21 protein-coding genes are annotated in these 23,282 nt (G+C 74.1%); 7 read left to right on the forward strand and 14 right to left on the reverse strand.

The genetic code is table 11. From position 1 onward, the window contains the following. From OP18_RS24790 to OP18_RS52960, 9 genes are all read right to left on the reverse strand, one after another. Nucleotides 1-498 (reverse strand): RNA polymerase sigma factor, encoded by a 498-nt coding sequence (locus tag OP18_RS24790; protein WP_052387256.1) that lies wholly within the window; start codon nucleotides 496-498, stop codon nucleotides 1-3. An 89-nt stretch (nucleotides 499-587) separates the two neighbouring features. Further along, nucleotides 588-1,463 carry a terpene synthase family protein gene (locus tag OP18_RS24795; protein WP_033361397.1) on the reverse strand — a complete coding sequence of 292 codons (876 nt, stop codon included), beginning with the start codon at nucleotides 1,461-1,463 and terminating at the stop codon, nucleotides 588-590. 15 nt (nucleotides 1,464-1,478) lie between these two features. Beyond that, on the reverse strand, nucleotides 1,479-2,078 hold the full coding sequence (locus tag OP18_RS24800; RefSeq protein ID WP_033361398.1) for a GTP-binding protein: 600 nt from the start codon (nucleotides 2,076-2,078) through the stop codon (nucleotides 1,479-1,481). Further along, nucleotides 2,059-2,439 carry a DUF742 domain-containing protein gene (locus OP18_RS24805; protein WP_033361399.1) on the reverse strand — a complete coding sequence of 127 codons (381 nt, stop codon included), beginning with the start codon at nucleotides 2,437-2,439 and terminating at the stop codon, nucleotides 2,059-2,061. Before OP18_RS24805 ends, OP18_RS24800 begins: the two co-directional genes overlap by 20 nt. After that, nucleotides 2,436-2,855, reverse strand: a complete 420-nt coding sequence (locus OP18_RS24810) for a roadblock/LC7 domain-containing protein (RefSeq protein WP_033361400.1) — start codon at nucleotides 2,853-2,855, stop codon at nucleotides 2,436-2,438. Before OP18_RS24810 ends, OP18_RS24805 begins: the two co-directional genes overlap by 4 nt. Before the next feature lie 33 nt (nucleotides 2,856-2,888). After that, nucleotides 2,889-5,474: a sensor histidine kinase gene (locus OP18_RS51415; protein WP_081971068.1), complete on the reverse strand. Its 2,586-nt coding sequence runs from the start codon at nucleotides 5,472-5,474 to the stop codon at nucleotides 2,889-2,891. A 188-nt stretch (nucleotides 5,475-5,662) separates the two neighbouring features. Beyond that, a complete protein-coding gene (locus OP18_RS24820) occupies nucleotides 5,663-7,330 on the reverse strand; it encodes a prenyltransferase/squalene oxidase repeat-containing protein (protein ID WP_063745576.1) in 1,668 nt (555 codons plus the stop codon). Beyond that, nucleotides 7,327-8,685, reverse strand: coding sequence for a cytochrome P450 (locus OP18_RS24825; protein WP_033361401.1), 1,359 nt, complete (start codon nucleotides 8,683-8,685; stop codon nucleotides 7,327-7,329). The genes OP18_RS24820 and OP18_RS24825 overlap by 4 nt, the downstream gene beginning before the upstream one ends. Nucleotides 8,686-8,883: 198 nt before the next feature. After that, nucleotides 8,884-9,813 carry an AMIN-like domain-containing (lipo)protein gene (locus OP18_RS52960; protein ID WP_052387258.1) on the reverse strand — a complete coding sequence of 310 codons (930 nt, stop codon included), beginning with the start codon at nucleotides 9,811-9,813 and terminating at the stop codon, nucleotides 8,884-8,886. 149 nt (nucleotides 9,814-9,962) lie between these two features. On the opposite strand from OP18_RS52960, the gene OP18_RS24835 reads away from it, so the two are divergent. Then, nucleotides 9,963-10,541 (forward strand): hypothetical protein, encoded by a 579-nt coding sequence (locus OP18_RS24835; RefSeq protein WP_033361402.1) that lies wholly within the window; start codon nucleotides 9,963-9,965, stop codon nucleotides 10,539-10,541. A gap of 25 nt (nucleotides 10,542-10,566) precedes the next feature. On the opposite strand, the gene OP18_RS24840 is transcribed toward OP18_RS24835, so the two are convergent. After that, on the reverse strand, nucleotides 10,567-11,337 hold the full coding sequence (locus OP18_RS24840) for an alpha/beta hydrolase (protein WP_033361403.1): 771 nt from the start codon (nucleotides 11,335-11,337) through the stop codon (nucleotides 10,567-10,569). 33 nt (nucleotides 11,338-11,370) lie between these two features. Here OP18_RS24840 and OP18_RS24845 point away from each other — a divergent pair, with 33 nt between their 5' ends. The 4 genes from OP18_RS24845 to OP18_RS61930 all read left to right on the forward strand — a co-directional run bounded on the left by OP18_RS24845 (nucleotide 11,371) and on the right by OP18_RS61930 (nucleotide 18,310). After that, on the forward strand, nucleotides 11,371-12,597 hold the full coding sequence (locus OP18_RS24845) for an MFS transporter (protein WP_052387259.1): 1,227 nt from the start codon (nucleotides 11,371-11,373) through the stop codon (nucleotides 12,595-12,597). Between the two features lie 228 nt (nucleotides 12,598-12,825). Next, nucleotides 12,826-14,829 carry a glycosyltransferase family 2 protein gene (locus tag OP18_RS24850; RefSeq protein ID WP_245635511.1) on the forward strand — a complete coding sequence of 668 codons (2,004 nt, stop codon included), beginning with the start codon at nucleotides 12,826-12,828 and terminating at the stop codon, nucleotides 14,827-14,829. Beyond that, a complete protein-coding gene (locus OP18_RS24855) occupies nucleotides 14,826-15,938 on the forward strand; it encodes a glycoside hydrolase family 26 protein (RefSeq protein WP_033361404.1) in 1,113 nt (370 codons plus the stop codon). Before OP18_RS24850 ends, OP18_RS24855 begins: the two co-directional genes overlap by 4 nt. Continuing rightward, nucleotides 15,935-18,310, forward strand: a complete 2,376-nt coding sequence (locus OP18_RS61930; RefSeq protein ID WP_052387261.1) for an Hsp70 family protein — start codon at nucleotides 15,935-15,937, stop codon at nucleotides 18,308-18,310. The genes OP18_RS24855 and OP18_RS61930 overlap by 4 nt, the downstream gene beginning before the upstream one ends. An 8-nt stretch (nucleotides 18,311-18,318) precedes the next feature. On the opposite strand, the gene OP18_RS24865 is transcribed toward OP18_RS61930, so the two are convergent. From OP18_RS24865 to OP18_RS24880, 4 genes are read right to left on the reverse strand one after another with little or no spacing between them, the layout of a single operon-like run. Further along, the gene (locus tag OP18_RS24865) at nucleotides 18,319-19,173 is read right to left on the reverse strand and encodes a DUF4253 domain-containing protein (protein WP_033361405.1); all 855 of its coding nucleotides are present in this window, start codon (nucleotides 19,171-19,173) and stop codon (nucleotides 18,319-18,321) included. A 46-nt stretch (nucleotides 19,174-19,219) separates the two neighbouring features. Further along, on the reverse strand, nucleotides 19,220-19,624 hold the full coding sequence (locus OP18_RS52970; RefSeq protein WP_052387262.1) for a hypothetical protein: 405 nt from the start codon (nucleotides 19,622-19,624) through the stop codon (nucleotides 19,220-19,222). Between the two features lie 29 nt (nucleotides 19,625-19,653). Beyond that, nucleotides 19,654-20,394 carry an SMI1/KNR4 family protein gene (locus tag OP18_RS52975; RefSeq protein ID WP_156089747.1) on the reverse strand — a complete coding sequence of 247 codons (741 nt, stop codon included), beginning with the start codon at nucleotides 20,392-20,394 and terminating at the stop codon, nucleotides 19,654-19,656. A 26-nt stretch (nucleotides 20,395-20,420) separates the two neighbouring features. Next, on the reverse strand, nucleotides 20,421-20,855 hold the full coding sequence (locus OP18_RS24880) for a hypothetical protein (RefSeq protein WP_033361406.1): 435 nt from the start codon (nucleotides 20,853-20,855) through the stop codon (nucleotides 20,421-20,423). Between the two features lie 204 nt (nucleotides 20,856-21,059). On the opposite strand from OP18_RS24880, the gene OP18_RS24885 reads away from it, so the two are divergent. Next, nucleotides 21,060-21,722 carry a response regulator transcription factor gene (locus OP18_RS24885; protein ID WP_279327160.1) on the forward strand — a complete coding sequence of 221 codons (663 nt, stop codon included), beginning with the start codon at nucleotides 21,060-21,062 and terminating at the stop codon, nucleotides 21,720-21,722. Further along, on the forward strand, nucleotides 21,722-23,074 hold the full coding sequence (locus OP18_RS24890; protein ID WP_052387264.1) for a sensor histidine kinase: 1,353 nt from the start codon (nucleotides 21,722-21,724) through the stop codon (nucleotides 23,072-23,074). Before OP18_RS24885 ends, OP18_RS24890 begins: the two co-directional genes overlap by 1 nt. The last annotated feature ends 208 nt before the right edge of the window (nucleotides 23,075-23,282 follow it).

Consider the following 23,282-nt stretch of genomic DNA (forward strand, 5'->3'; position numbering starts at 1 on the left):
TCACTCCTCATCCCGCGTCGCGGTGTCTGCATCGAGGCGTCGTTTCAGATTTTCCCGGGCGTGCCGCAGGTGCGACCGGACCGTGCCCTCGGTCATGCCGAGGTGGTCCGCGATCTCGGTGTGCTTCCAGCCGTCGTAGTGCAGCGCGAACACCTTCCGCTGGTTCGGCGGCAGGCTCCGCAGCGCCGCCATCACCCGCCGGTGCTCCTCGCCGAGGTCGAGGGCGGCGACGCCGTCCGGGTCGGCGGGGTCCGTCTGGACGACGTCGGCGTGGTCGTGGTCGCGTTCCCGGCCGCGGATGCGGTGCAGGTGCCGGGCCGCCACCTTGTACACCCAGGCCTTCGGGTGCTCGATCGTGTCCCACTGCTTGTACGCGTCGATCATCGCCTCGGTGGCGGCGTCCTTGGCCTGCTCCAGGTTCCAGCTGGACTTGATGAGATAGCCCAGCAGCATCGGCATCGTGGTGCGGAAGAACGTGTCGAACTCCGGCTCGTCCATCAGCGGTGCACTCCCTTCTTCGGTAGCGCAGTGCATCTGACGGACGCCGCCGTGCAATGCCGGACCGGCGAACTTCTCCGGTCCGCTCCTCAGCGGCTGCCCCAGTAGTCGGCGAGGCCGTAGAAGCCCTGGTTGAAGGTGATGTGCCGGGCGAGGAACACCGCCAGCGGGCGGTTCGTCGCCATCAGCGGCGCGAGCTGCTCGCCGGCCTGCGCGATCAGCTCGGCCAGCCGCGCGTCGACGGTCTCCCGGTCGACGCCGAGCAGCAGGGCGTTGACGTCGCCCCAGGTGACGTCGCGCTCGTACGTGCCGTAGTCGTTCAGGATCCGGATGATCCGCTGGACCAGCCGGCCCGCGTCGACCAGCGCGTCGACGTCGGTGACCGGTGCGGCGGTCGTGGCGATCCAGTGCGACAGGAACACCAGCGAGTAGCCGAACTCGGCGCCGGCCAGGTATTCGTCCAATGTGGGCAGCGCCCGGGCGGGGTCGGACTTCCACCGCCAGTCGCGCGCCATCGACTCGAGCATCCGGCGTACGTCGTCCTGCCAGATCCCGGCGAGCGCGGGGAACGCGGGCGAGGTGGCGAGCTCGGCGCGGATCTCGGCGAGGAGGCCGGCGAGCTGGTCACCGGCCGGGGCCGGGGTGCCGTCGACGACGGCGAGGCACCGGGCCACGATGTCGTCGATCTCCGCCTGGGTGGTGGCGAGCAGGTCCATCAGCCGGTCCACCGCGAAGATCCACATTGTGATGCGGTTGGCGGGGCGGAGCTGCCCCGCGCTCAGCCACGGCGCGCAGAACGTGTTCGCCAGGGCGATCGTGCTGAAGAACGGGCCGTCGAAGGGCTTGGCGGGAAACAGGTCCGGATATGCGCCGGCGCAGGCGATCAGGTCGCGCTGGACGTGGCTGGCGACGGCGCAGACCGCGCCGGCCTCCCGCGGGGCGAGCAGGTCAGCGATCGCGGTCACTTCATGATCATACGGTCAGCCGACCGGGACGGGCTCCTCCATGGCCATGACGTGCTCCACCAGGCTGATCAGCCCCTGCTTGGCGCTCTTGCGGTTGCGCGCGTCGCACAGGACCAGCGGGACCTGCGGATCGAGGTCGAGCGCCAGCCGCACCTCCTCGGCGTCGTAGACCGGGGCGCCGTCGAAGCAGTTGACCGCCACGATGAACGGCGTGCCGTGGCGCTCGAAGTAGTCGACCGACGGAAAACAGTCGGCGAGCCGGCGGGTGTCGGCGAGCACGACCGCGCCGATCGCGCCCAGGGCCAGCTCGTCCCACAGGTACGAGAACCGGTCCTGGCCCGGGGTGCCGAACAGGTACAGCACGAGGTCGGCGGTGATGGTGATCCGGCCGAAGTCCATGGCCACGGTGGTGGTGGTCTTCGCGTCGACGCCGGAGGTGTCGTCGATGCCGATGCCGACCTCGGTGAGCCGCTCCTCGGTGGTCAGCGGCTCGATCTCGCTGACCGCACCGACGAACGTGGTCTTGCCGGCGCCGAACCCGCCGGCGATCAGGATCTTCACGGTGGAGGGCAGCGGCCCGCCACCGCCGGCCGGTTCAGAGAGCGTTGAGACCATTGATGACCGCCTTGAGTAAATGGTGGCGTTGCGGCTGCGCGGTCGACCGGGGCCCGCTGGTCAGGATCTGCCCGGCGCTGAGCAGGTCGCCGAGCAGCACCCGGACGGTGCCGAGCGGCAGGTGCAGGTGCGCCGACACCTCGGCCACGGACAGCGGCCGCTGGCACAGATTGAGGATCGCGGCCTGCTCCGGGTGCAGGTCGGCGCGGGCCGCGCCGGCCGGCTGCGTCGCGACGACCACCGCGATGAGATCGAACTCGCCTTCGGACGGACGGGTGCGTCCCTGTGTCATCGCGTACGGCCGGACGAACGGTCCGGCCTCGTCGTCAGCCCAGGCGGGCCCGTCGGTCTGCCCGTTCACGTCGCGTCAACCGCGTCCGCGGGGGTTCGCTCGGCGGTGGCCAGGTACTTGCCGACCCGGGCGACCAGCATGGCCATCTCGTACGTGATGAGGCCGATGTCGGCGTCGGAGCCGGTCAGGACCGCCAGGAAGGCGCCGTGCCCGGCGGCCGTCACCAGCATGAACCCGGATTCCATCTCGACGATCGTCTGCCGCACGGCGCCCGTGCCGAAGCGGCGGCCCGCGCCGCGGGCGATGCTCTGCAGGCCGGAGGCGATGGCGGCGAAGTGGTCCGCGTCGTCCTTGGTGAGCCCGTCGGACGCGGCGAGCAGCAGCCCGTCGGCCGACAGCACCACCGCCTGCTGCAGGTGCCCGACGCGTTTGACGAGATCGTTGAGCAACCACTGCAACTCAGCGACCGGATGTTTCTGCTGCACCGAACTGTCTCCTTCTACCAGGTCCCGCCGCACTTACCGGTTCTCGCCGTCGGTTTCCGGCCGGTCGCCCGGCTCACCGGTGCCGTCGGACGCCTGCACCACCTGCCCGGCCTGCCCGGCCTGCTCGGCCTGCTCGGCCTGCTCCCGGCCGCGGACCGTCTGCTGCTGGTAGCTGGCCCAGCGGTGGCGGGTCTCCTCGGGGCTCAGGGGCGCGTTGCCGGCCGCCCCGTTGGTGGTGTCCTGCGCCGCGCCGTTCGACCCGGTCTGGCGGACCCGGCGGGGCAGGCCGTTCGGCGTCGGCGGCAGCGCGACCGGCACCGGCGCGGCGGGAGCGGCGGGCACGGCCGGCGCCGCGGGCACGGAGGACCCGGCAGACACGGACGGCGTGGCGGGCACGGACGACATGGCGGGCACGGACGGCGTGGCGGGCACGGACGACGCGGGCACGGACGGCACCGGAGGCGCGGTGGGCGCGGCGGGCGCGGGCGGCGCCGCCTGACTCACGGCGACCGGGGCCGAGGAAGGGGCCGGGGAAGCCGTCGGCGCCGGGGCGGCCGGTGCGGGGACCAGCGCCGGCGGCCGGGCGGCCGGTGCGGCCGTCCGCACCGGGGCCGCGGCGACCAGCAGGCCACCGGTGCGCGCGGTCGCGTGCATCGCCGTGACCGGGGCGCCCTGGTCGGCGGCCGCCAGCTCCGGCTGCGCCGCCACCGCGGGCTCCGCCTGCGGCGCCCCCAGCGGTTCGGTGGCCACGACGAGCGCCGCCGGGATCAGCACGATGGCGGTCGTCCCACCGTACGGCGAGCTGCGCAGCTCGACCCGGATGCCGTGCCGCACCGCGAGCCGGCCGACGACGAACAGCCCCAGCCGGACGGTGCTGGACAGCACGAACTCCGGCGGCGCCTTCAGCTCGGCGTTGGCGGCGGCGAGGTCCTCCTCGCTCATGCCGAGCCCGCGGTCCTCGACCTCCACCACGTAGCCGTTGGTGACCAGCTGCCCGGTCACCTGCACCTGGGTGTGCGGCGGGGAGAAGGCGGTCGCGTTCTCGATCAGCTCGGCGAGCAGGTGGGCGGTGTCACCGGCGGCGATACCGGCGACGCCGGCCGGGTTCGGCGGCGGGACGGTGACCCGGGTGTAGTCCTCGACCTCGGCGACCGCGGCGCGGATGACGTCGATGACCGGCACCGGCCGGCGCCAGGTCCGCCCGGCGGTGGCGCCGGCGAGCACGATGAGGTTCTCGGCGTTGCGGCGCATGCGGGTGGCGAGGTGGTCGAGGCGGAACAGGCCGTCGAGGTTGTCCGGGTCGTTCTCCCGGCGCTCCATGTCGTCCAGCAGGGTCAGCTGCCGGTGCACCAGGCCCTGGGTACGGCGGGCCAGGCTCAGGTACACGTCGCGGACGCTGCGGCGCATCTCGGCCTGCTCGACGGCGGTGCGGATCGCGGTCTCCTGCACCTGGTTGAACGCGGTGCCGAGCTGCCCGACCTCGTCCCGGCCGAACGCCAGCGGCGGCGCCTCGGCCGCGACGTCGACCGTCTCGCCGCGCCGGATACGGTCGACGACCCCGGGCAGCCGCTCGTTGGCGAGGGTGAACGCCGCGGTGCGCAGCCGCTCCAGCTGCCGGATCAGGGACCGGGCGGTGGTGATCGAGATGACGATCGAGGCGACGACCGCGATCAGGCCGAGGCCACCGGCGAGCGAGATGCGCACGATGACGCCGATCGCGGCGGAGCCGGCGCGGTCGATGAGGTGGTCGGCGGCCCGCAGCACCAGCTCGCGCAGCTGGACGAAGACCGGCTCCACGGTGCTCTGCCAGGTCGCCAGGTCGATCGGTGGCGGCCCGTTGACCCGGCCCTTGTCGACGATCAGGTCCTCGGCCGCGCGCAGCTTGTTGAACGTGTCGCCGCCGACGAGGTCGTCGTAGGCGGCCCGGTCGGCGTCGGGCAGCGCGGCGGCGACCTCCGCGTACCGCACCCGCTGCGCGCCGACGAGCTTGACGAACTGGGTGTGCTCGGCCACGGTGAACCGGCCCGCGGCCAGGACACCGGCGAGCAGCGCGTCCTCCTGGGACAGGATCTCCCGGGCGTAGCTGGCCTCGACGAGGGTCCGGCCGTCGTTGATGATTGCCGGGTCATCGAGCGAGGACAGTGCACCGAATACCAGTAACGTGTCGGAAACAATGTCGCTGAGGAATGCCGCGGTCTGTGCCCGGTCGGCGGTGCGGGCGTCGACACCGGCGCGGGTTTCACCGAGCCGGCCGAGCTTTCCGACGACATTCTCGATTCGCCGGTCGAGCGTGTCACTGCCGGCATCCCTGGCATCCTCGCCACGGGCCAGCCGCTCGAAGGTCTGGCGCGCGGTGTCGGTGCGGGCGCGCTGGTCGGCGAGGGCCTGCCGGCGCTCGGAGGTCGGGTTGGCGATGTAGACGACGGTGAGGCGCCGCTCCTGCTGCAGCGCGTCCACGAGGGATTCCGCCGGCCGGCCGACGGTCTTGTCGAGCGTCGTGACGGTCAGCAGGTTGAGGCCCTCGCGCAGGGTCACGAACGCGGCGAAGCCCCAGAGCGCGACGAGCGACGCCAGCAGGGCGACGATCTTCACCCGCACGTGTGAGCTGCCGGATCTCATGACATTGTCTCCCGAAAGCCCACGCGCCCAACGGATCGACCTGGGATTTACCCTGATCACGGGGATGCGCTGTTGATGTTGGACTAGCAGTGGTGCGGTCACGGTCATTCGACAACGGGCACCGTAGCAGCGCGCGTACGACCGCTCAAGTTGCCTGGTGACCGGGGTGTAAACGTTCGGTGCCGAAACTAATCCGTCACGGCCGGGGACGACATTCCGTGGCGCATTGCATTGTCCGATCCGGCCAGCCGGAATGCGGCGAGAACCGCGGCCCGCACAATGCGCGGCGGCACGTAGAGATCTTTGTCGTGCCACAACGGCGGGTCCGGCTGCTGCCCGAACGTCTCGGTGAGGTAGGCCAGTCCACCGGCCGCGGCGGTGTGCACCCCGGGCTCGTCCAGGGCGGTGAGCAGCAGGGTCTGCACCGCGTACGCCGTCTCCTCGGCCGTGCCCTGCCAGCGCCCCCAGGAGCCGTCGGCGCCCTGGGTCGCGACGATCCACCGCACGGCCCGGTGGATCGCGGCGGCCGGCCCGCCGCCGTCACCACCGCCGGCGGGGCGGCCGTAGCGGTGCAGCGCGGTGACGCAGCAGAACGTCGCGTAGTACGGCGACGCGTGCCACTTGTCGGTCCAGCTGCCGTCGGGCAGTTGCTGCGCGCACAGCCACGCGGTGAGCTTGGCGACGACGAGGCGGTCCCGCCCGGCCACCCGGGCGGGCGTGGCGGGCCCGGCGGCGTGGTGGCCGAACAGCTCCAGCACGTGCGCGTTCGTGGTCGTCGACGGGGTCCGCTCGCCGAGCCACGTGCTGAAGTGGGTGTCGACCTCGAACGGCCACAGGCTGTCGACCGGCGGTGCCGCGCCGAGCTGCGCGAGGGTCAGCAGGGTGACCGAGGTGGTGTCGGCGTCCAGGGGCAGGCCCTCGCCGCCGGCCAGCCCGCCCGGGCCGAGCGGCGCGGCCAGGGCGGTGGTGAGCCGGTCGGGGCGGTCGAGCCGGAACCCGGCGCCGATCAGCAGGCTGAGCACCCAGGCCCGCTCGAACGGCGCGATCGGCACGACGCTGGACACGGGCCCGCCGTGGCGACCGGTGACCGCCTCCAGGTAGCGCAGCGTCGCCGAGGTGGGGCCGGACGGGTGCCCGGCCAGCCACGCGGCGGAGGCGGCGGGCGACGCGCCGATCCCGCCGAGCGGCGGCGGGTGCACCTGCTGCTCGCCGGCGAGCGGCCCGACCACCTCCAGGGAGTGCAGCAGCTTGTCCGGCACCGGCGCGCCGGCGCCGAGGGCCGCGCGGATCGCCCGCAGCGGCCGGTCGTCCATGCCGGGCGGCGTCGCGAGCCGGACGCCGGCGAACCGGTCCAGGCCGGGCACCGGCCGGTCGGTGAGGGCGTCGAGGTGCGCGTTCACGAGGTCGACCATGGCCGGCACGATCAGCTCGATCGCCGGGGTGTCCGGCACGTCGGCGACGCGCAGCGGCGCGGGTCCGGTCAGCCAGCCGATGAGCCGGTCGAGGCCCTGCCCGGCGGGCTCCGCGGCGGACGGGTCGCCGTGGCGGGCGGTGGCCAGCAGCGCCTCGGTGGCGCTGAGGGTCGGCACGAGCGCGTAGCCGCCGGGCTGGCCCCAGCCGCCGTCGGGGCGCTGGGTGGCGCGCAGGAACGCGACGCGGGCGGCGTGGTCGACCAGCCAGGGCGCGATCGAGACGAGGCGGCCGGTCTCGTACACCGACGGGGAGATGCGGCCCCACCGGGTGGTGGCGACCTCGTCCACGATCTCGGCCGCCGCGGCCCGCAGCGGCCCCGGCCCGGCCGGGGCGAAGCCCACCGGGGAGGCGCCCGCCGGTGCGGCGCCGTCCACGCCGGTCACGGCTCGCGCCGGGTGATGGTCATGGCCAGCCGGCGGCTGGGACGCAGGGTGACCGCGGCCCGCGGGTGGACCGGGCCGTCGTCGCGCAGCCGCGGCCGGAAGCGGCTGAGCATCGCCGCCACCACCAGCTGCGCCTCGACCATGAACAGCTGGCTGCCGAGGCACTGGTGCGGGCCGCCGGCGAACGGCAGGTACGCGAAGCGGTGCCGGCCCGCCCGCTCGGCGCCGAAGCGTTCGGGGTCGAACGTGTCTGGCCGGTCCCACAGTGACGGCATGCGGTGGGTGAGGTACGGGCTCATCACGACCGTGCTGCCGGCCGGGATCCGTACCCCGCCGACCACGTCGTCGGCGAGCGCGGTGCGGGGCAGGAACCAGCCCGACGGGTACAGCCGCAGCACCTCCTGGACGACCATGCGGGTGTACCGCAGCCGCGGCAGGTGCGCGGCGGCCGGGCGCTCGTCGCCGACGACCTCCTCGACCTCGGCGCGCAGCCGCCGGGCGACGTCGGGGTTGGCGTCCAGCGCGACCCACAGCCAGGTGAGGGCCATCGCGGTGGTCTCGGTGCCGGCGACGTACATGCCGACGACGTCGTCGCGGATGCGCCGGTCGTCCAGCGGCCGCCCGTCGCCGTCGCGGGCCTGGCAGAGCAGCGCCACGACGTCGTCGGCGTCGGGTTGCCGGCGCCGCTGCGCCACGAGCGGGTACATGACGTCGTCGACGGTGCGCACCGCCCGCCGGAACGCGCGGTCGCCGGGCAGCGGCAGCCACCGGGGCGCGAACGGCAGCAGCATCCGGGCGGTCAGGGAGGTGAACGCGGTCGCGACGGCCTGGCCGAGCCGGTCGCCGTCGGCCGCCGCGATGCCGCCGCCGAAGAACGCCCGGCCGAGCGCGAGGTCGGCGACGCGGGTCATCGCCTCGGCCACGTCGAACGGCCGGCCGGTCGCCGCGTGCCCGTCGAGGGCGTCGACCGCCTCGTTGACGGTGGCGGCGAGCAGGTCGGTCAGGGCGGCGACGTGCCGGGCGGCGAACATGGGGCGCAGCACCTCGCGGCTGGCCCGCCACGGCGGGCCGTCGCCGGAGATGCCGTTGCCGGTCAGCCGGCGCACCGGCTGCCACATCATGCCCTCGCGCACGTACCGCTCGGCGTTGGCGCTCAGCACGTGCTGCACGTCGTCGGGCCGGGTGACCAGGTACGGCCGCAGGAACCCGAGGTTGAGCCGCACGATCTGGCCCCCGGTGCGGCCGGAGACCGCCTCGAGCTCGGCGAGCGGGTCGCGGGCGAACCTGACCGGTGCGCGGTAGACGGCCACCGAGGCCGGGTCCCGCGACTGCTGCCGGAGGGTGTCCGACCGCATGTCCCACCCCCTTTGCGCGCGGGCACACATCACTGCTCGCCGATGCCCCCGTGCACGAACCTACGTGATCACTTACGGCAACGGAATGCCGGGCGGGTGGGATCGTGCCCGTGAGCCCGCTCCCACCCGCCCGGACTGCCCGCATACGGGGTGAAGATCGACGATGTCGTTTGTGGCAGAACCACCATGTCGCGCGCCTCAGTGGGCGATGTCGACCACGACGCGGGTCGGGTCGGCCAGCAGCAGCACCCGGTACCCGGTGCGGTGGTGCGTGGTGATGAACGCCGAGACGGTGCCGTTGTCGTACCGGGTGAACGCCACGGACCGCGCCTGGGTGAGCCCGATCGGCACGGGGTTCGGGCCGGTCACGGTGCCGGGCCGGGTGGTGGCGGCGGTGAGACCGACGTGGATCGTCGCCGGCGCGGGCCCGGTGTAGCTGACGCTGACCAGCGGGGTGTCCGCCGTGCCCAGGTCGAGCACGACCCGGTCGTAGCCGGGGTGTGCGGCCGCCCGCACGCCCGCGACCTGGACCTGCGCCGCGGTGCCGGCGCCGCCCTGGAACCGTTCGGTGGTGAACGGCAGGCCGGGCTGGTGCGCGACGTCGACCGCGATCCGCGGCGGGCCGGTGAGCCGCAGCACCCGGAAGCCGACCCGGTCGGCGACCCCGAGGCCGAAGCTGACGTACCCCTCGGCAGCGCCGCCGGAGCGGATCTGCCGCAGGATCGGCAGCCGCGGGTCGTAGACCCGGCCGAGGTCGATCGTGGCCGCGCCGGTGGCGACGTCGTACGGGTACGCCCCGTCGAAGACGACCCGCAGCGTGGCCGCGCCGTCCACCGGGACCGGGACGCCGGTGCCCTCGGCGGGCAGCGGGCCGTACTCGACCCGGTATCCGGGGGTGCCGCCGGTGAAGTCGAAGACGGTGCGGTCGTAGTGCTCGTGCCGGCCGGTGCGGACCCCGACCAGGGTCGGCGGGTGCGGGTCCCAGGGCGGCACGGTCGCGGCGCCGGCGACCGGCGCGACGCCCGTCGGGGCGGGCAGGTCCCCCGCCGCGGCCGCGGCGCCCGGCACCACGAGGACCGGGGCGAGGACGAGGGCGGCGGACAGGGTTCGGAGCGTGGTCGTCCACATGGCGGTGGCCTTCCGGGGGTGGCGATCGATGACACGACCCAGACGCCCGGGCCGCCGCGCCGGTTGACCGCCGCCGGCGGCCGGGCCTTCGATTCGACACCCGTCGAGCCGATGGACGGACGTCACGGGCGGCTGCCACGATGGCGGGCATGGCCGACGACTCGCCGCACGTGCCGCACGCCGGTCACTACGCGCTGCTGGCGCTGCTGCCGCCGGCGGCGGGGATCTTCCTGTGGCAGGCCGCCGGCGCCGCGGCCCACGCCCAGCTCGGCTGGGCGACGATCAGCGCCGGGCTGCTCGCCGGGGTCGCGGCCACCGTCGTGTGGGCGCGGCGGGTGCGGACCAGTGTCACGGCGACGGCGGCGGCCGCGGCGATCGTCGCCGACATCGCCGTGAACGTCTTCGGCGACCTGGTCAACGGCGCCACACCGGCCCACGTGGTCGGCTTCGGCGGCGGGTACGTCGCCGGTCAGCTGCTGGTCAGCGAGGTCGTGCTCGCGCTGTGGATGCACGGCAACTACCGGTTCGAGCCCGGTCACCGGGTCAGCGTGTGGCTGCTGTCCGGCCGTACCGGCGACGAACCCGACTACTACCAGGCGCGCTGCGAGTGCGCCTGGACGAGCGAGCGGTTCCCCGTGGCGGACGGCGACGAGTCGGAGGAGCTCGCCTTCGAGGTCGCCCGCGGGCACAGCCCCACCGTCCGCGCGGATCTCGCCGTGCAGCTCTGAGCCGCGGCCAGTGCCGGCGGGCGGGTCAGGACGGCAGCGGGAGCCAGGCGAGGACGTCGCGGATCTTGTCGTCCCAGTGCGACCACTCGTGGGTGCCGGGACCGAACTGGGAGGTCAGCGGCACACCGCGGGCGGTGCAGGCGTCGCGGAAGCGGACGTTGCCCTCGTACAGGACGTCCTCGGTGCCGCACCACTGGAACAGCGGCGGCGGGTCGGTGACCTTGTCGAGTAGGGCGAACAGGTCGTTGTCGCCACCGTCGAACGGGGTGTCGCCGAACACGCGGCGCCACATCATCGGGTCGACGTCGAAGTCCTGGGTGCGCACGCGTTCGCCGAGGTCGAGGACGCCGGAGAGGCTGGCGGCGGCGGCGTAGCGGTCCGGGTGGCGCAGGGCGAGCTTGAACGCGCCGTAGCCGCCCATCGACAGGCCCGCCACGTATGTCTCCGAGGGGCGGGCGGAGAGCCGGAAGAAGCTGCGCGCGATCGCCGGCAGCTCGTCGGCGACGAACGTCCCGTACGGGCGGCCCCACACCTCGTCGGTGTAGAAGCTGCGGTGCGCCTGGGGCATGACGACGGCGATGCCGAGGTCGGCGACGTACCGCTCGATCGAGGTGCGGCGGGTCCAGGTGGTGTCGTCGTCGCTGAGGCCGTGCAGCAGGTAGAGGGTGGGCAGGTCGCCGTCGCGGCCGCTGCCGGACATGCCGATCTGCCCGCTCGTGCGCTGGGGCAGCACCACGGTCATCGAGGTGCTGAAGCCGAGGACGTCGGAGAAGAAATCACAGCGCATGAGGGCCATGGACCACCCTAAACACGCTTTAAGGTGGGCGGTGTGGAACGCCGCGCCGACGCCGCCCTCGCCGCGTTGGCGGTGGCGACGTTCATCTTCGTCACTGTCGAGGTGCTGCCGATCGGGCTGCTGACGCTGATCGCCGACGACCTGGGGCGCAGCCGGGCCGAGGTGGGGATGCTGCTCACCGGGTATGCGGCGGTCGTGGTGCTGCTGTCGGTGCCGATGGCGGCGGTGACCCGCAGGGTGCCGCGGCGGCTGCTGCTCGGCGCGACGCTCGGCCTGTCCGCGGCCGCCACGGCGGTGTCGGCGGTCGCGCAGGGCTACGCGATGCTGCTCGGGGCGCGGCTCGTGGTCGCCTCGACGCAGGCGCTGTTCTGGTCGATCGTCGGCTCGACCGCCACGGCGATGTTCCCGCCGTCACAGCGGGGCCGCACCGTGGCGCGCATGTCGATCGGGGCGGCGCTCGCCCCGGTGCTCGGCGTGCCGGCCGGCACCTGGCTCGGCCAGCAGCTGGGGTGGCGGGCCGCGTTCGGGGTGATGGCCGTGATCGGCGCGGCGACCTGCGTCGCGGTGGTGGTGCTGCTGCCGGCGTCGCTGCCGTCCGGTGCCGCGTCCGCGCGGGCCGTCGCGCCGGACCGGCGGCGGTACCTGCTGCTGCTCCTGGTCACCACGCTCGGGGTGGCCGGGGCGATGACGGCGCAGACGTACGTGACGCCGTTCCTGCTGGACGTGACGCACTTCGCCGCGGCGTCGCTCGGGCCGCTGCTGCTGGTCTCCGGCGCCGGCGGGATCGCCGGGACGCTGGTGGTCGGCAGGTTCCTGGACCGGCACCCGTGGCCGGCCCTCGCCGTGCCGATGGCCCTGCTGTGCGCGGCGGCGGTCGTGCTGTACGCCGGCGGCACCGTGCGCGTGCCGGCGATCGTGGCCCTGGCGACGAGCGGCGCGGCGTACGCGGCGTTCGCGGCCGCGGTGCAGAACCGGGTGCTGCAGGTCGCGCCGGGCAGCACCGACATGGCATCGGCCGGCAGCAGCTCCTCGTTCAACATCGGCATCGCGGCCGGCTCGTTCGTCGGCGGCGTGATCATCGAGGACGTGAGCGTGCGGGCGGTCGCGCTCGCCGCGGCCGTGCTCATCGCCGCGGCGCTGGCGGCGCTGCTGCTCGACCCGTTCCTGCCGCGGCGGGAGCCGTCCAGGACGCCGGGGCGGCGGCACGAGCCGCTCACGGCCGCCGCGTGTCCGGAAAAGTCCGGTAATCCGAACGGGTGACCGCTGTCGGATCTTCTACATCGGCAATTTGTATCAGCCGTCGAATCGCACCGGCGACGCCGACTGAACCTCCTCCACCAGCGCGAATGGAATGTCAGACATTTACTGCTTTCAATGCATAAACGATCGGGAACCTGCTCGGCGCGATGGGCGGACTCACCTACGATCGGGCTGGTCGAGGCGATGCTCTGCGCATCAGTGCAGGCGACCGGTGAGGGAGGCAGGCACGTGGCGGACGAGCACGCCGCGACCGTCCGCACCACGCCCGCCGAGAAACGAGCGCTGGCGCGGCGCCTCCGCGACGCCGACACCCACCGCGCCTACGCGGCCTGCAACACCCTCACCGGCCCCCTGACCACCCCCGCCGGTCCCCATCTGCCGGTCGTGTACAGAAGCACGGCCCGCCCGGCGCAACGGTTCATGCTCAGCGCCCTCATTTCGCTGAACCTCCTCACCGCGATCGTCTTCATCGGCTGGCTCGCCCTGCCCCGGCACATCCCCGGCGTGGCGTCCGGCGTCCTGGACTGGCACGTGGTGGTGGCCCGGGTCGCGTTCTGCTTCGTGCTGCTCGTCGAGCTGGTACGGCTGCTGCAGAACCTCGCCGTGTGGGTGTTCGCCTGGAAGGCCGCCGACCCGGTGCCGATGGTGCCCGAGCCGGGGCTGCGCATCGCGATGCTCACCACGATCGTGCCGGCGAAGGAGCCGCTCGACGTCGTGGAGCGCTCGCTCAAGGCGATGCAGAAGGTCCGCTACCCCGGCCAGGTCGACATCTGGATCCTCGACGAGGGCAACGACCCGCGGGTCAAGGCGATGGCGAAGAAGCTCGGCGTGCAGCACTTCAGCCGCCGCGGCCGGCCCGAGTTCAACCAGCCCGACGGGCCGTTCCGGGCCAAGACGAAGGCCGGCAACCACAACGCGTGGCGCTTCACCCACGAGCACGTCTACGACGTGGTCGCGCAGATGGACCCGGACCACGTGCCGCTGCCCAGCTTCCTGGAGCGCACCGTGGGCTACTTCCGCGACCCCGACGTCGCGTTCGTCGTCGCCCCACAGGTGTACGGCAACATGTACGGCGGCTGGGTCGTGCACGGCGCGTCGGTGCAGCAGTACCTGTTCAGCGGCCTCATCGAGCGCGGCGCCAACGGGCTCGGCGCGCCCCTGCTCATCGGCACCAACCACCTCTACCGGCCCCTCGCCTGGGCGCTGATCGACGGCTACCAGGACAGCATCATCGAGGACCACCTCACCTCGATGGTGGTGATGGGCGCGACGAACCCGCTCACCGACCGGCGCTGGAAGGGCGTGTACACCCCGGACGTCATCGCCGTCGGCGAGGGCCCGACCACCTGGACCGACTACTTCAACCAGCAGAAACGCTGGGCGTACGGGGTGTGGGAGATCCTGCTGCGGGCCCGGCCGTTCCTGCGGCGGCTGAGCGCCTCGCAGCGGCTCTGCTACGGCCTCGTGCAGTCCTACTACCCGAGCGTCGCGCTGTCCGCGGTGTCCGGCACCGTCGCCACCGCCGCGTACCTGGGCTTCGGCATCGGTGCCGTGCGCGTGGAATGGCAGCTGTGGCTGCTGCTGTGGTCGGCGAGCATGGGCAGCTGGGCGCTGCTGTGGCTGTGGCTGCGCCGGTTCAACCTCGCCGAGCACGAGCGGCGCGAGCTGGGCGTGCACGGCATGCTGCTGGCGTTGTTCGCGGTGCCGGTGTACGTGGCCGCGGGCGTCGCCGCGCTGCTGCGCCGTCCCCTCGCGTACGCGGTGACCGCGAAGGGCCGCCTCGCCAGCGCCGACGGGCCCAGGGCGTTCCGCCTGCACGCGGTGTGGGCCGGACTGTCCGCGGCGCTGCTCGGGGGCAGCTGGTGGCTGGGGCACCACTCCGACGCGCTGCGGTTCTGGTCGGCGCTGAGCGTCGTCGCCGGGATCAGCCCGCCGCTCATCGCGTGGGTCACCCGGCTGCGCAACCGCCGCATCACCGAGCAGGAGGCCGACCTCACCCAGCAGACCGGCCCGCTGGTCATGACAGTGCGCGGCAAGGCCGCCGTGGTCCGCGAGTCGATCACCAGCACGTCCACGATCCGGCTGTCGGACCTGCCGCACGTGCCCGGCCTCGACATCGTCGTGCCCGGCGCGCGGCCCGCCGCACCCGCGACGTCGCCCGCCGGGCCGGCCGTGTCGCCCGCCGGGCCGGCCGTGTCGCCCGCCGGGTCGTCCTCGAAGGAGCCGGTGTGATCACGCTGCCCCGGCTCATGCTCGCCGTGCTGCTGCTCGTCGCCGGCTACACGTTCGTCATCGCGCCGCAGGTCGCCGCCGGCACCGGCCCGTCCGTGCGGTGGGAGACGAAACGGACCGAGCCGCGCCCGACGTTCACCCCCGGCCCGGGCACCGGGCAGCGCAAGCCCTTCCCGCCGGCGGGCAAGGCGTTCTTCGGCGTGTTCACCTCCCGCGGCCCGGCCGACCTCACCGAGTACGACGGGTTCGTCGCCGCCGCCGGCAAGCCGCCGCAGGTGATGATGTTCGCGCAGGGCTGGGCGGTGGCGAAGACGTTCGACCGGCAGCCGTTCGACCGCATCGCGAACCGCGGCATGCTGCCGATGCTCGCCTGGGAGCCGTGGAACTTCCGGTCGGAGTCCAAGCAGGACCGGCAGCGCGGCGACCAGCCCGACTACCGGCTGTCGCGGATCACCGGCGGCGCCTACGACGACTACGTCAAGGCCTGGGCGGCCGGCGTGAAGAGCCTCGGCTACCCGGTCGCGATCCGCTTCGCGCACGAGATGAACGGCTACTGGTACCCGTGGTGCGAGTCGGCCAACGGCAACCGCAAGGGCGACTACGTCGCCGCCTGGCGGCACATGCACGACCTGTTCGAGGCCGCCGGCGCCGGCAACGTCATCTGGGTGTGGAGCCCCAACGTCGCCTACGACGGCTCCACCCCGCTGCAGCAGCTGTACCCCGGCGACGCCTACGTCGACTGGGTCGGCCTGTCCGGGTACTACGGCACCGACGGCCTCGAGCAGTACCAGACCTTCGACCAGATCTACCGCAGAACCCTCACGTCCGTCGCGGCGATCTCGAAGCGGCCCGTCGTCGTCACCGAGGTCGCCGCCACCGACGCGGCCGGCCGCAAGGCGGAGTGGATCACCGACCTGCTCCGGACGCTGCCGAAGCACCCCGAGATCATCGGCTTCCTCTGGTACGAGTCGGTCAAGGAGACCGACTGGCGCATCGCGGCCACCCCGGCGGCGTCGAAGGCGTTCGCCGCCGGCATCGCCCAGCCGTACTTCACCGCCACCTACTCCCCCGACATGGTGCCCCGCACCGCCGCTAGGAGCGCATCATGACGGGACACGTCGTCGGCATCGACCTGGGCACCTCCAACACCGTCGCGGTCATCCGCTCCCCCGACGGCCGGCGCCGCCCGGTGCTGTTCGACGGCGCGCCGCTCATGCCGTCCGCGGTGTACCTGCAGGACAACGGGCAGCTCGCGGTCGGCCGCGACGCGCAACGCCTCGCCCAGCTCGACCCGGCCCGCTACGAGCCGAACCCGAAGCGGCGCATCGACGAGCCCACCGTCCTGCTCGGCAACACCGAGGTCCCGACCCGGGAGATGCTCGCCGCGGTGCTCGGCGCCGTCGCCGCCGGCGTCGCCGAGGTCACCCGCACCCCGCCGCCGGTCGTGCTCACGTATCCGGCGTCGTGGGCGTACACCCGCCGGACCCTGCTGCAGGAGGCGGCCACCCGGGCCGGCTGGCGGCAGGTGACCCTCGTCCCCGAGCCCGTCGCGGCCGCCCGCTACTTCATCAGCGCCCTCAACCACCCGCTGCCGCGCGGCGCCGCCATGGTCGTCTACGACTTCGGCGGCGGCACCGTCGACATCGCCGTCGTGCGCCACGACGAGGCGGGCTTCACCGTCATCGGCGCCGGCGGCCTCGAGGACGTCGGCGGCCTCGACCTCGACGCCACCCTGGTCGAGCACGTCGGCGGCCTGCTGCGCCGTACCGACCCGGTCGCCTGGCAGCGCCTGCAGCAGCCGGCGACCGCGCAGGACCGCCGCGACCGGCGCCTGTTCTGGGAGGACGTCCGCGGCGCGAAGGAGATGCTGTCGCGCACCGCCACCGCCCCGGTCTCCGTCCCCGGCGTCGAGGCCGCCCTGCACCTCACCCGCGACGAGCTGGAGTCGCTGGTCGAGCCGATGCTGCGGCAGACCGTCGCGGAGACCGCCCGGGTCGTCGCCGGCTGCCGGCTCGCCCCCGACCGGCTCGCCGGGATCATGCTCGTCGGCGGCTCGTCGCGGGTACCGCTGGTCGCCCGCATGCTGCACCGCTCCCTCGGCGTGGTGCCGACCGTCCTGGAGCAGCCGGAGCTGCCGGTCGCCGAGGGCGCCGTGGTCCACCCCGCCGAGCTGGCCGGTGCGCCCGCCACCGGCACCGCGTCGGTGGGCGTGCCGTACCAGACGCAGGGGTACCCGGCGCAGCAGCTGACCTCGCACAGCGGCGTGGTGTACGGCTCGCAGACCGCCGCCGCGGTGCCGGTGTCGCCGCCGGTCGCCCCGGTGTCGGCGGTGCCCGCGTCGGGCCTGCCGGTGTCCGGCGCGCCCGTGTCGGGTGTGCCGGTGTCCTCGCCGCCCATGTCCGGCGCGCCCGTGTCGGGTGTGCCGGTGTCCTCGCCGCCGGTGTCCTCGCCGCCGGTGTCCGTGTCGGGCGCTCCCGCCGCGCCACCGCCGGCCCCCCGACGGCGGCGTCGTCTCGCCCTCGTCGCCGGCGCGGTCGCCGCCGCCGTGCTCGCCGGGGCCGCCGGCTGGTACCTCACCCGTCCCGATCCGCTCGGCTCCTGGGAGACCCTGCCGAAGGTCCCCGTCGTGGACAAGGGCGTCCCGGCCGAGATCGAGGGCGCCGGCGCCGCGTTCTTCAACGGCGAGCTGTACGTCATCGGCGGCATGACCGCCGCCAACCCCCGCACGCAGCTCACCTCCGTCTGGATCTTCAACCCCGGTGACGGCAGGTGGAGACCCGGGCCGGAGCTGCAGCAGGCGACGACCCAGATGGCCGTCGTGGTGACCCCCGGCAACCAGCTGAAGATCCTCGGCGGCTACACCGGGCGCGGCGCCACCGCCAACACGTACGTCCTGGACGGCGACCGCTGGAGCGCCGGCACCCCGCTGCCCGAGCCCCGTCTGGCCGGCGCGGCCGTCCACGACGGCACTACCACGATCTTCGCCGGCGGCACCGGCAGCGACGGCAGGGCGAGGGACACCATCTGGAAGCTCAACCCGGACGGCACCGCCTGGACCCAGCTGACCGGCCGGCTGCAGCACCCCCGCACGAAGCTCACCGCCGGCACCGACGGCGCCGGCACCGCGTGGTTCATCGGCGGCAACGGCGACGGCACCACGTACGCCGACATCGACACCGTCGTCCAGGGCGAGGTGAAACCCCCGTCGCTGAGGCTCCCCCAGCCCCGCGAGGCGCCCTCCGCCGTCGTCCTGGAGGGCTACGGCCTGTGCGTCCTCGGCGGCCACGACGGCGAGCGGATGTACCAGTGGTGGTGCGACAAGGACGGCGTCGCGGACCGCCTGCCGGCGCTCGCCGTCCCCCGCGCCGGCATGGCCGTCACCACCACCGGCAACACCGTCTACGCCGTCGGCGGCTACAACACCGTGAACAAGTCCAACGGCAGCACCGACGCGGAGCGCTTCACCGCCGAGGAGTCCTGACCTTCGCGTCAGGGCCGGTTGTGCACGAACCACGCGTCGCCGTCGGCCACGGCGACGGCGACCTCCCACCGGCTCAGTTCGAGGTTCGGGGCGAGCGCCTTGAGCTGCCCGGCCGCGGCCCACGCGTCGTCCCCGGCCACCGGGCGGCGCCCCACCTGGAACTGCAGCATGGTGCCCCACGACGCGACCAGCCGGGCGTCCCACCGGTCGCGCCACCGCGCCAGCACCTCGGCGAGCCCGGCCTGCTCCTCCTCGTCGATCGCGCCGTAGAAGTCCACCCAGTACCCCGAGCGCCGCACGTCGCCGGTGGGCACCAGCATGAGCAGCACGACGTCGGGCGTGTACCAGTAGTCGGTGCGCGTCACGAACCGCACGCTGTCCAGCACCCGCGCGTGCAGGGCGGCGTCGGCGAGCACCCGGTCGTAGATCGCCCGTTCCAGCACCGGCCGCGGCGCCGGCAGCGGCACGTCCGCCACCAGGTCCGTGAGGTCGACGCCGGCGACGCCGCGCGCGTGGTACCCGCGCTCGCCCTCCTCGACCTCGTCGTCCTCGCCGTAGTGGCGGTACCTCAGCCACGGCTCACTCGCCCTGGCGGCCTCGGCGAACCCGTCCAGCTCCGCAGCCGCCGGCCCGGGCTCGGGCTCGGGCAGCACCGCCATCGCGTCGTCGTACTCGTCCGTGACCATGACGGGCCGCCGCCCGGTGACCGGCACCAGCGCCTCGGCGGCCTGCCACGCCTCGTGCAGCCCGCCGGGGTCGACGCCGACGACGAGGACCGTGCCCGCCGGGCCGTACCCGACCGGCAGGCCGGCCAGGGCCGTACCGACGAATGCCGCTTCGATCTGATCGGGGTCGCTCAGCACGGCAGCCAGTGTCTCCCATCCCCGGCGACGATTCCTGCCCACGGGCTCAGGCCGGCCCGAGGCTGACGGGCGCCCCGGCGGCGCGCAGCCGCCCGGCCAGCAGCTCCATCTCGGCCCGCGTCCCGGTGAGGCCCTCACCGGCGAGGCGCTCGACCGCGCCGGCCGCCTCGGCCAGCCCGGCGCCGCCGTCCCGGAACACCCGCATCACCTTCAGCCGCGCCGCCCCCGGCACGCCACCGCCGGCCCGCACCCGGGTCAGCCCGCACTGCTCGACCAGCGCCGCCCGCGCGCCCTCGGGCAGGTCGCCGCGGCCGCACTCGTACGCCTCCCGCCCGCACCCGCCGCACGCGCGATGGATCGACCATTCGATCCCGCCGTGGATCACGGACTGGGAGATCTCCACCCGCACGGACCCGCCGCAGTCGCCGCACCGGGCGGTCAGCTCGGCCACACCCGTCGCACCTCCGGCCACCCCGTCGTTCACCCGTCCCCGAACTCGAACTCGAAGCCGCCGTCCTCGACGCGCCGGATGAAGGCACCCACGTCGTCGGCCTGCCGGATGCCGCTCTCCCAGCCGGCGCTGGTGATGTCGACCAGCAGCACCGGTGCCGGGTCGCCGCGCAGGTCGAGCGCGAGGTGCTCCCGTGCGCCGTCACCGCCGATGACGGCGATCCCCGGATGCGCCGCGGTGCCGCCGTCCCACGCCTCGTGCAGCCGCAGCATCTCGCGTGGCGGGTTGAGCCACACGTACGCCCCGCTGGCCAGCCAACCCCGCCGGAACCACGACGCGCCCTGCAGGTAGCTGCGCCACACCGCCGGCAGCGGCCGCCCCAGCGCCCGCTCGGCCTCGGCGAACTCCCGGTCACTCACCGGACCCCGGTAGTCGGCCTCTTCCGTGATCGCCCCGACGAGGTGGGCGTTGAGCCCGGCGATCTCCTTCGCCGGGATCACGTACCCGTGTTCGCGGTGCGCCGCGAAACGCTCCAGGTACGCCCGCTCGACCTCGAACCGGACGACGTAGCCGACCCCGTCCGCGGGCACGAACCGCTCCCGGCTGAGCTGCGCGGCCCGCCGGCGCTCGGGCACGGCGGCGAAGCCGGGACCAGCCGGCCACGCCCTCCACCCGGCCGCCGCGACCAGGTCAAGCTCCGCCTGCCCCACTGCCCGCCACAACACGACCGTGCCGGCCCTTCCACCGTCGTCGTGATCCTGCTCGGGCACGCCATCCATTCTGCCGGAGCCCCCTTCTAGCGGCGCCTGAAGAACCGGCGTTTCGGTCGCACGAGCCCTTCGATCAGCGAGCGGATGGCGTCGAGGGTCACCAGGTCCGGGTTCCGGCCGGCCGACGCCAGCAGCCCCAGGCAGCGCAGGACGAACTTCCGACCGTTCCGCTCGGTGCCGAGGACGGGACCACCCGCGAACCCGTCGCGCAGCGACCCCCGCCGGCGCACCACGCCGTCAGGGTCCCGAGCGACCGTGGAGGTGGCGATGGCCAGCGGCCGCGCCTCGCCGGGCGCGCCCAGCTCCCGCACGACGTGACCCAGGGCGTACGCCGGACACGGTTGCGCACCGACGGCCCGTACCTGCTCAGCCTTGGCGGCGACGCCCTCCGTGATCTGCGTGTGCGCCCACGACCAGCCCTTCTTCGCCGCGTGTTCGTGGAGGAAGGCCGTCCGCGTCACCGCCGCGCCGCGCCCACGTTGGTCCGCGTCAGACGGTCAGCGGTCAGCCACCATTCCCGGACGCGGTCACCCTCGGACGTGGATTCCACCAGCTCGTTGTAGAAGAACGCCGTCCCCGCAGATCTGCCGTAGCCCACCGGAAGGGTGCTGGCGCTCCAGTGCTCCAGGACAGCGGCAGGGCGGGGCGGTCGTAGGATGCGAGCCGTGGTGCACGTGCTGGTGGTCGACGACGACCCGCCGCTGGCGGACTCGTTGCGCCGGGCGCTGGTCTACGGCGGGTACCGGGTGACCGTGGCGGCGACCGGGCCCGCCGCGCTCGACGCCGTCGCCGTGGAGCGGCCGGACCTGGTGGTGCTGGACCGGCTGCTGCCGGGGCTGGACGGGGTCGGGGTGTGCCGGCGGCTGCGGGCGACCGACCGGGACCTGCCGGTGCTCATGCTCACCGCCCGCGACGCGACCGCCGACCGGGTCGAAGGGCTCGACGCCGGCGCGGACGACTACCTCGTCAAGCCGTTCGAGTACGACGAGCTCCTCGCCCGGGTGCGGGCGCTGCTGCGGCGGGCCCGGCCGCAGGGGCTGCAGTTCCAGGATCTGCGGCTCGACCCGGTCGCGCACGAGTGCCGGCGCGGGGAGCTGACCGTGGAGCTGACGGCGCTGGAGTTCAAGCTGCTGGAGCACTTCCTGGCGCACCCGCGGCAGGTGCTGACCCGGGCGCAGCTGCTGGACGCGGTATGGGGCATCGGCTTCGCCACCGCCAGCAACGTGGTCGACGTGTACGTCGGCTACCTGCGCGCGAAGCTCGGCGAGCCGCGGCTGCTGCACACCGTCCGCGGCGTCGGCTACGTCCTGCGGGCCGGCGGCGGCTGATGTCGATCCGGCTGCGGATCACGCTGTTCGGGCTCGGCGTCGCCGGGGCCGTGCTCGGGCTGTTCTGCGCCGCGGTGTACCTGCTGCTCGCCGCCGGGGCGGCGGCCGGGCAGGACACCGCCCTGGCGGCCCGGGCCGACGCGGTCGCGGCGTCGCTGCCGGCGCTGCCGGCGGCCGCGGCCGGGCCCGCACCGGCCGCCGTGGACGTGCGGACCAGTCCTGACATCTTCGTCATGGTGCTCGACGAGCGGGGGCGTGTGCTGTTCAGCACCGGCGCGCTGGACGGCCGTTTCCCCACCGTACCCACGACGGCGACGACCGCCGCGAAGTCCACTGTGGACATCGGGGTGCCGGTGCGGGTCGCGGTGCGCCCGGCGGCCGGCGGTGGGCACGTGGTCGCGGCGCAGCCGACCCGGAAGGTGACCGACGACCGGCGGGGACTGTTCGTGCTGGTGTGCGTGTACGCGGTGCTGGCGCTCGCCGCGGCGGCCGGCGCGACGTGGCTCGTCACCGGCCGGGCGCTGCGGCCGCTGCGGCAGCTGACCGGGCACGTCGAGCGGATCGGGCGGGAGCAGGACTTCACCCGGCGGCTGCCGCCGGTGCCGGTCCGCGACGACGTGGGCCGGCTGACCGCGGCGTTCAACACGATGATGGAGCGGTTGCAGGGCAGCTACGCCGCGCAGCGGCGGTTCGTCGCCGACGCGTCGCACGAGCTGCGCACGCCGCTCACCACGATCCGCAACAACGCCGGGTTCCTGCAGCGGCACCCCGACGCGGCGCCGGAGGACGTGGCGGCGGCGGTGCGCGACATCGCCGGGGAGAGCGCGCGGATGAGCCGGCTCGTCGAGCACCTGCTGGTCCTGGCCCGGTCCGACGCGGCGGGGCCGGCGGGGCTGGACCTCGCGCCGGTCGACCTGGGTGCGCTGGTCGCCGACGTGTGCCGGCAGGCGGAGGCGCAGCACCCGGACCGGACGTTCCACCGGGCGATCACGCCGGCGCCGCCGGTGCACGGGTCGGCCGACGCGCTCACCCAGCTGGTGTGGATCCTGCTGGACAACGCGGTGAAGTACTCCGCGCCCGGCGGCAACGTGTGGGTCACCGTCACCCAGCGCGGCGACCGGGCGCAGCTCAACGTCACCGACGACGGCACCGGCATCCCGCCGGGCGCGCAGCGGCGGATCTTCGAGCGGTTCCACCGCGGCGACGAGGCGCGCACCGGCCCCGGCGCCGGGCTCGGCCTGGCCATCGCGCTGTCCATCGTGGACGGTCACGGCGGCACGATCGTCGCGGCGAACAACGCCGCCGGCGGCGCGTCGTTCGTCGCCGACCTGCCGCTCTCATCGTCTTCTTAACCGCCGCTCATCGTCGGCTCATGCCGCGGGGCGAGGCTTCGCGGCATGGCCGTGGTGCGGGGACTGCTCGTGCTGCAGGGTGCGTTCGGGCTGACGGGCACCCTCGGCGTCGTCACGCTGATGGGGTTCGACCCGGTGTACGCGATCGTGCCCGTCGCGCACGCCGCGCTGCTCATGACGCTCGCCGCGCTGCTGGAGCGGCGCCGGT

The sequence above is a fragment of the Dactylosporangium aurantiacum genome (assembly GCF_000716715.1).
In the GTDB taxonomy this organism is placed as follows: domain Bacteria; phylum Actinomycetota; class Actinomycetes; order Mycobacteriales; family Micromonosporaceae; genus Dactylosporangium; species Dactylosporangium aurantiacum.

Coding starts and splice junctions, on each gene's coding strand:
- OP18_RS24835 (WP_033361402.1), top strand. CDS start 9,963: ATGGCCGACGACTCGCCGCACGTGCCGCACGCCGGTCACTACGCGCTG.
- OP18_RS24890 (WP_052387264.1), top strand. CDS start 21,722: ATGTCGATCCGGCTGCGGATCACGCTGTTCGGGCTCGGCGTCGCCGGG.
- OP18_RS24840 (WP_033361403.1), bottom strand. CDS start 11,337: ATGGCCCTCATGCGCTGTGATTTCTTCTCCGACGTCCTCGGCTTCAGC.
- OP18_RS24825 (WP_033361401.1), bottom strand. CDS start 8,685: ATGCGGTCGGACACCCTCCGGCAGCAGTCGCGGGACCCGGCCTCGGTG.
- OP18_RS51415 (WP_081971068.1), bottom strand. CDS start 5,474: ATGAGATCCGGCAGCTCACACGTGCGGGTGAAGATCGTCGCCCTGCTG.
- OP18_RS24800 (WP_033361398.1), bottom strand. CDS start 2,078: ATGGTCTCAACGCTCTCTGAACCGGCCGGCGGTGGCGGGCCGCTGCCC.
- OP18_RS61930 (WP_052387261.1), top strand. CDS start 15,935: ATGACGGGACACGTCGTCGGCATCGACCTGGGCACCTCCAACACCGTC.
- OP18_RS24790 (WP_052387256.1), bottom strand. CDS start 498: ATGGACGAGCCGGAGTTCGACACGTTCTTCCGCACCACGATGCCGATG.
- OP18_RS52960 (WP_052387258.1), bottom strand. CDS start 9,813: ATGTGGACGACCACGCTCCGAACCCTGTCCGCCGCCCTCGTCCTCGCC.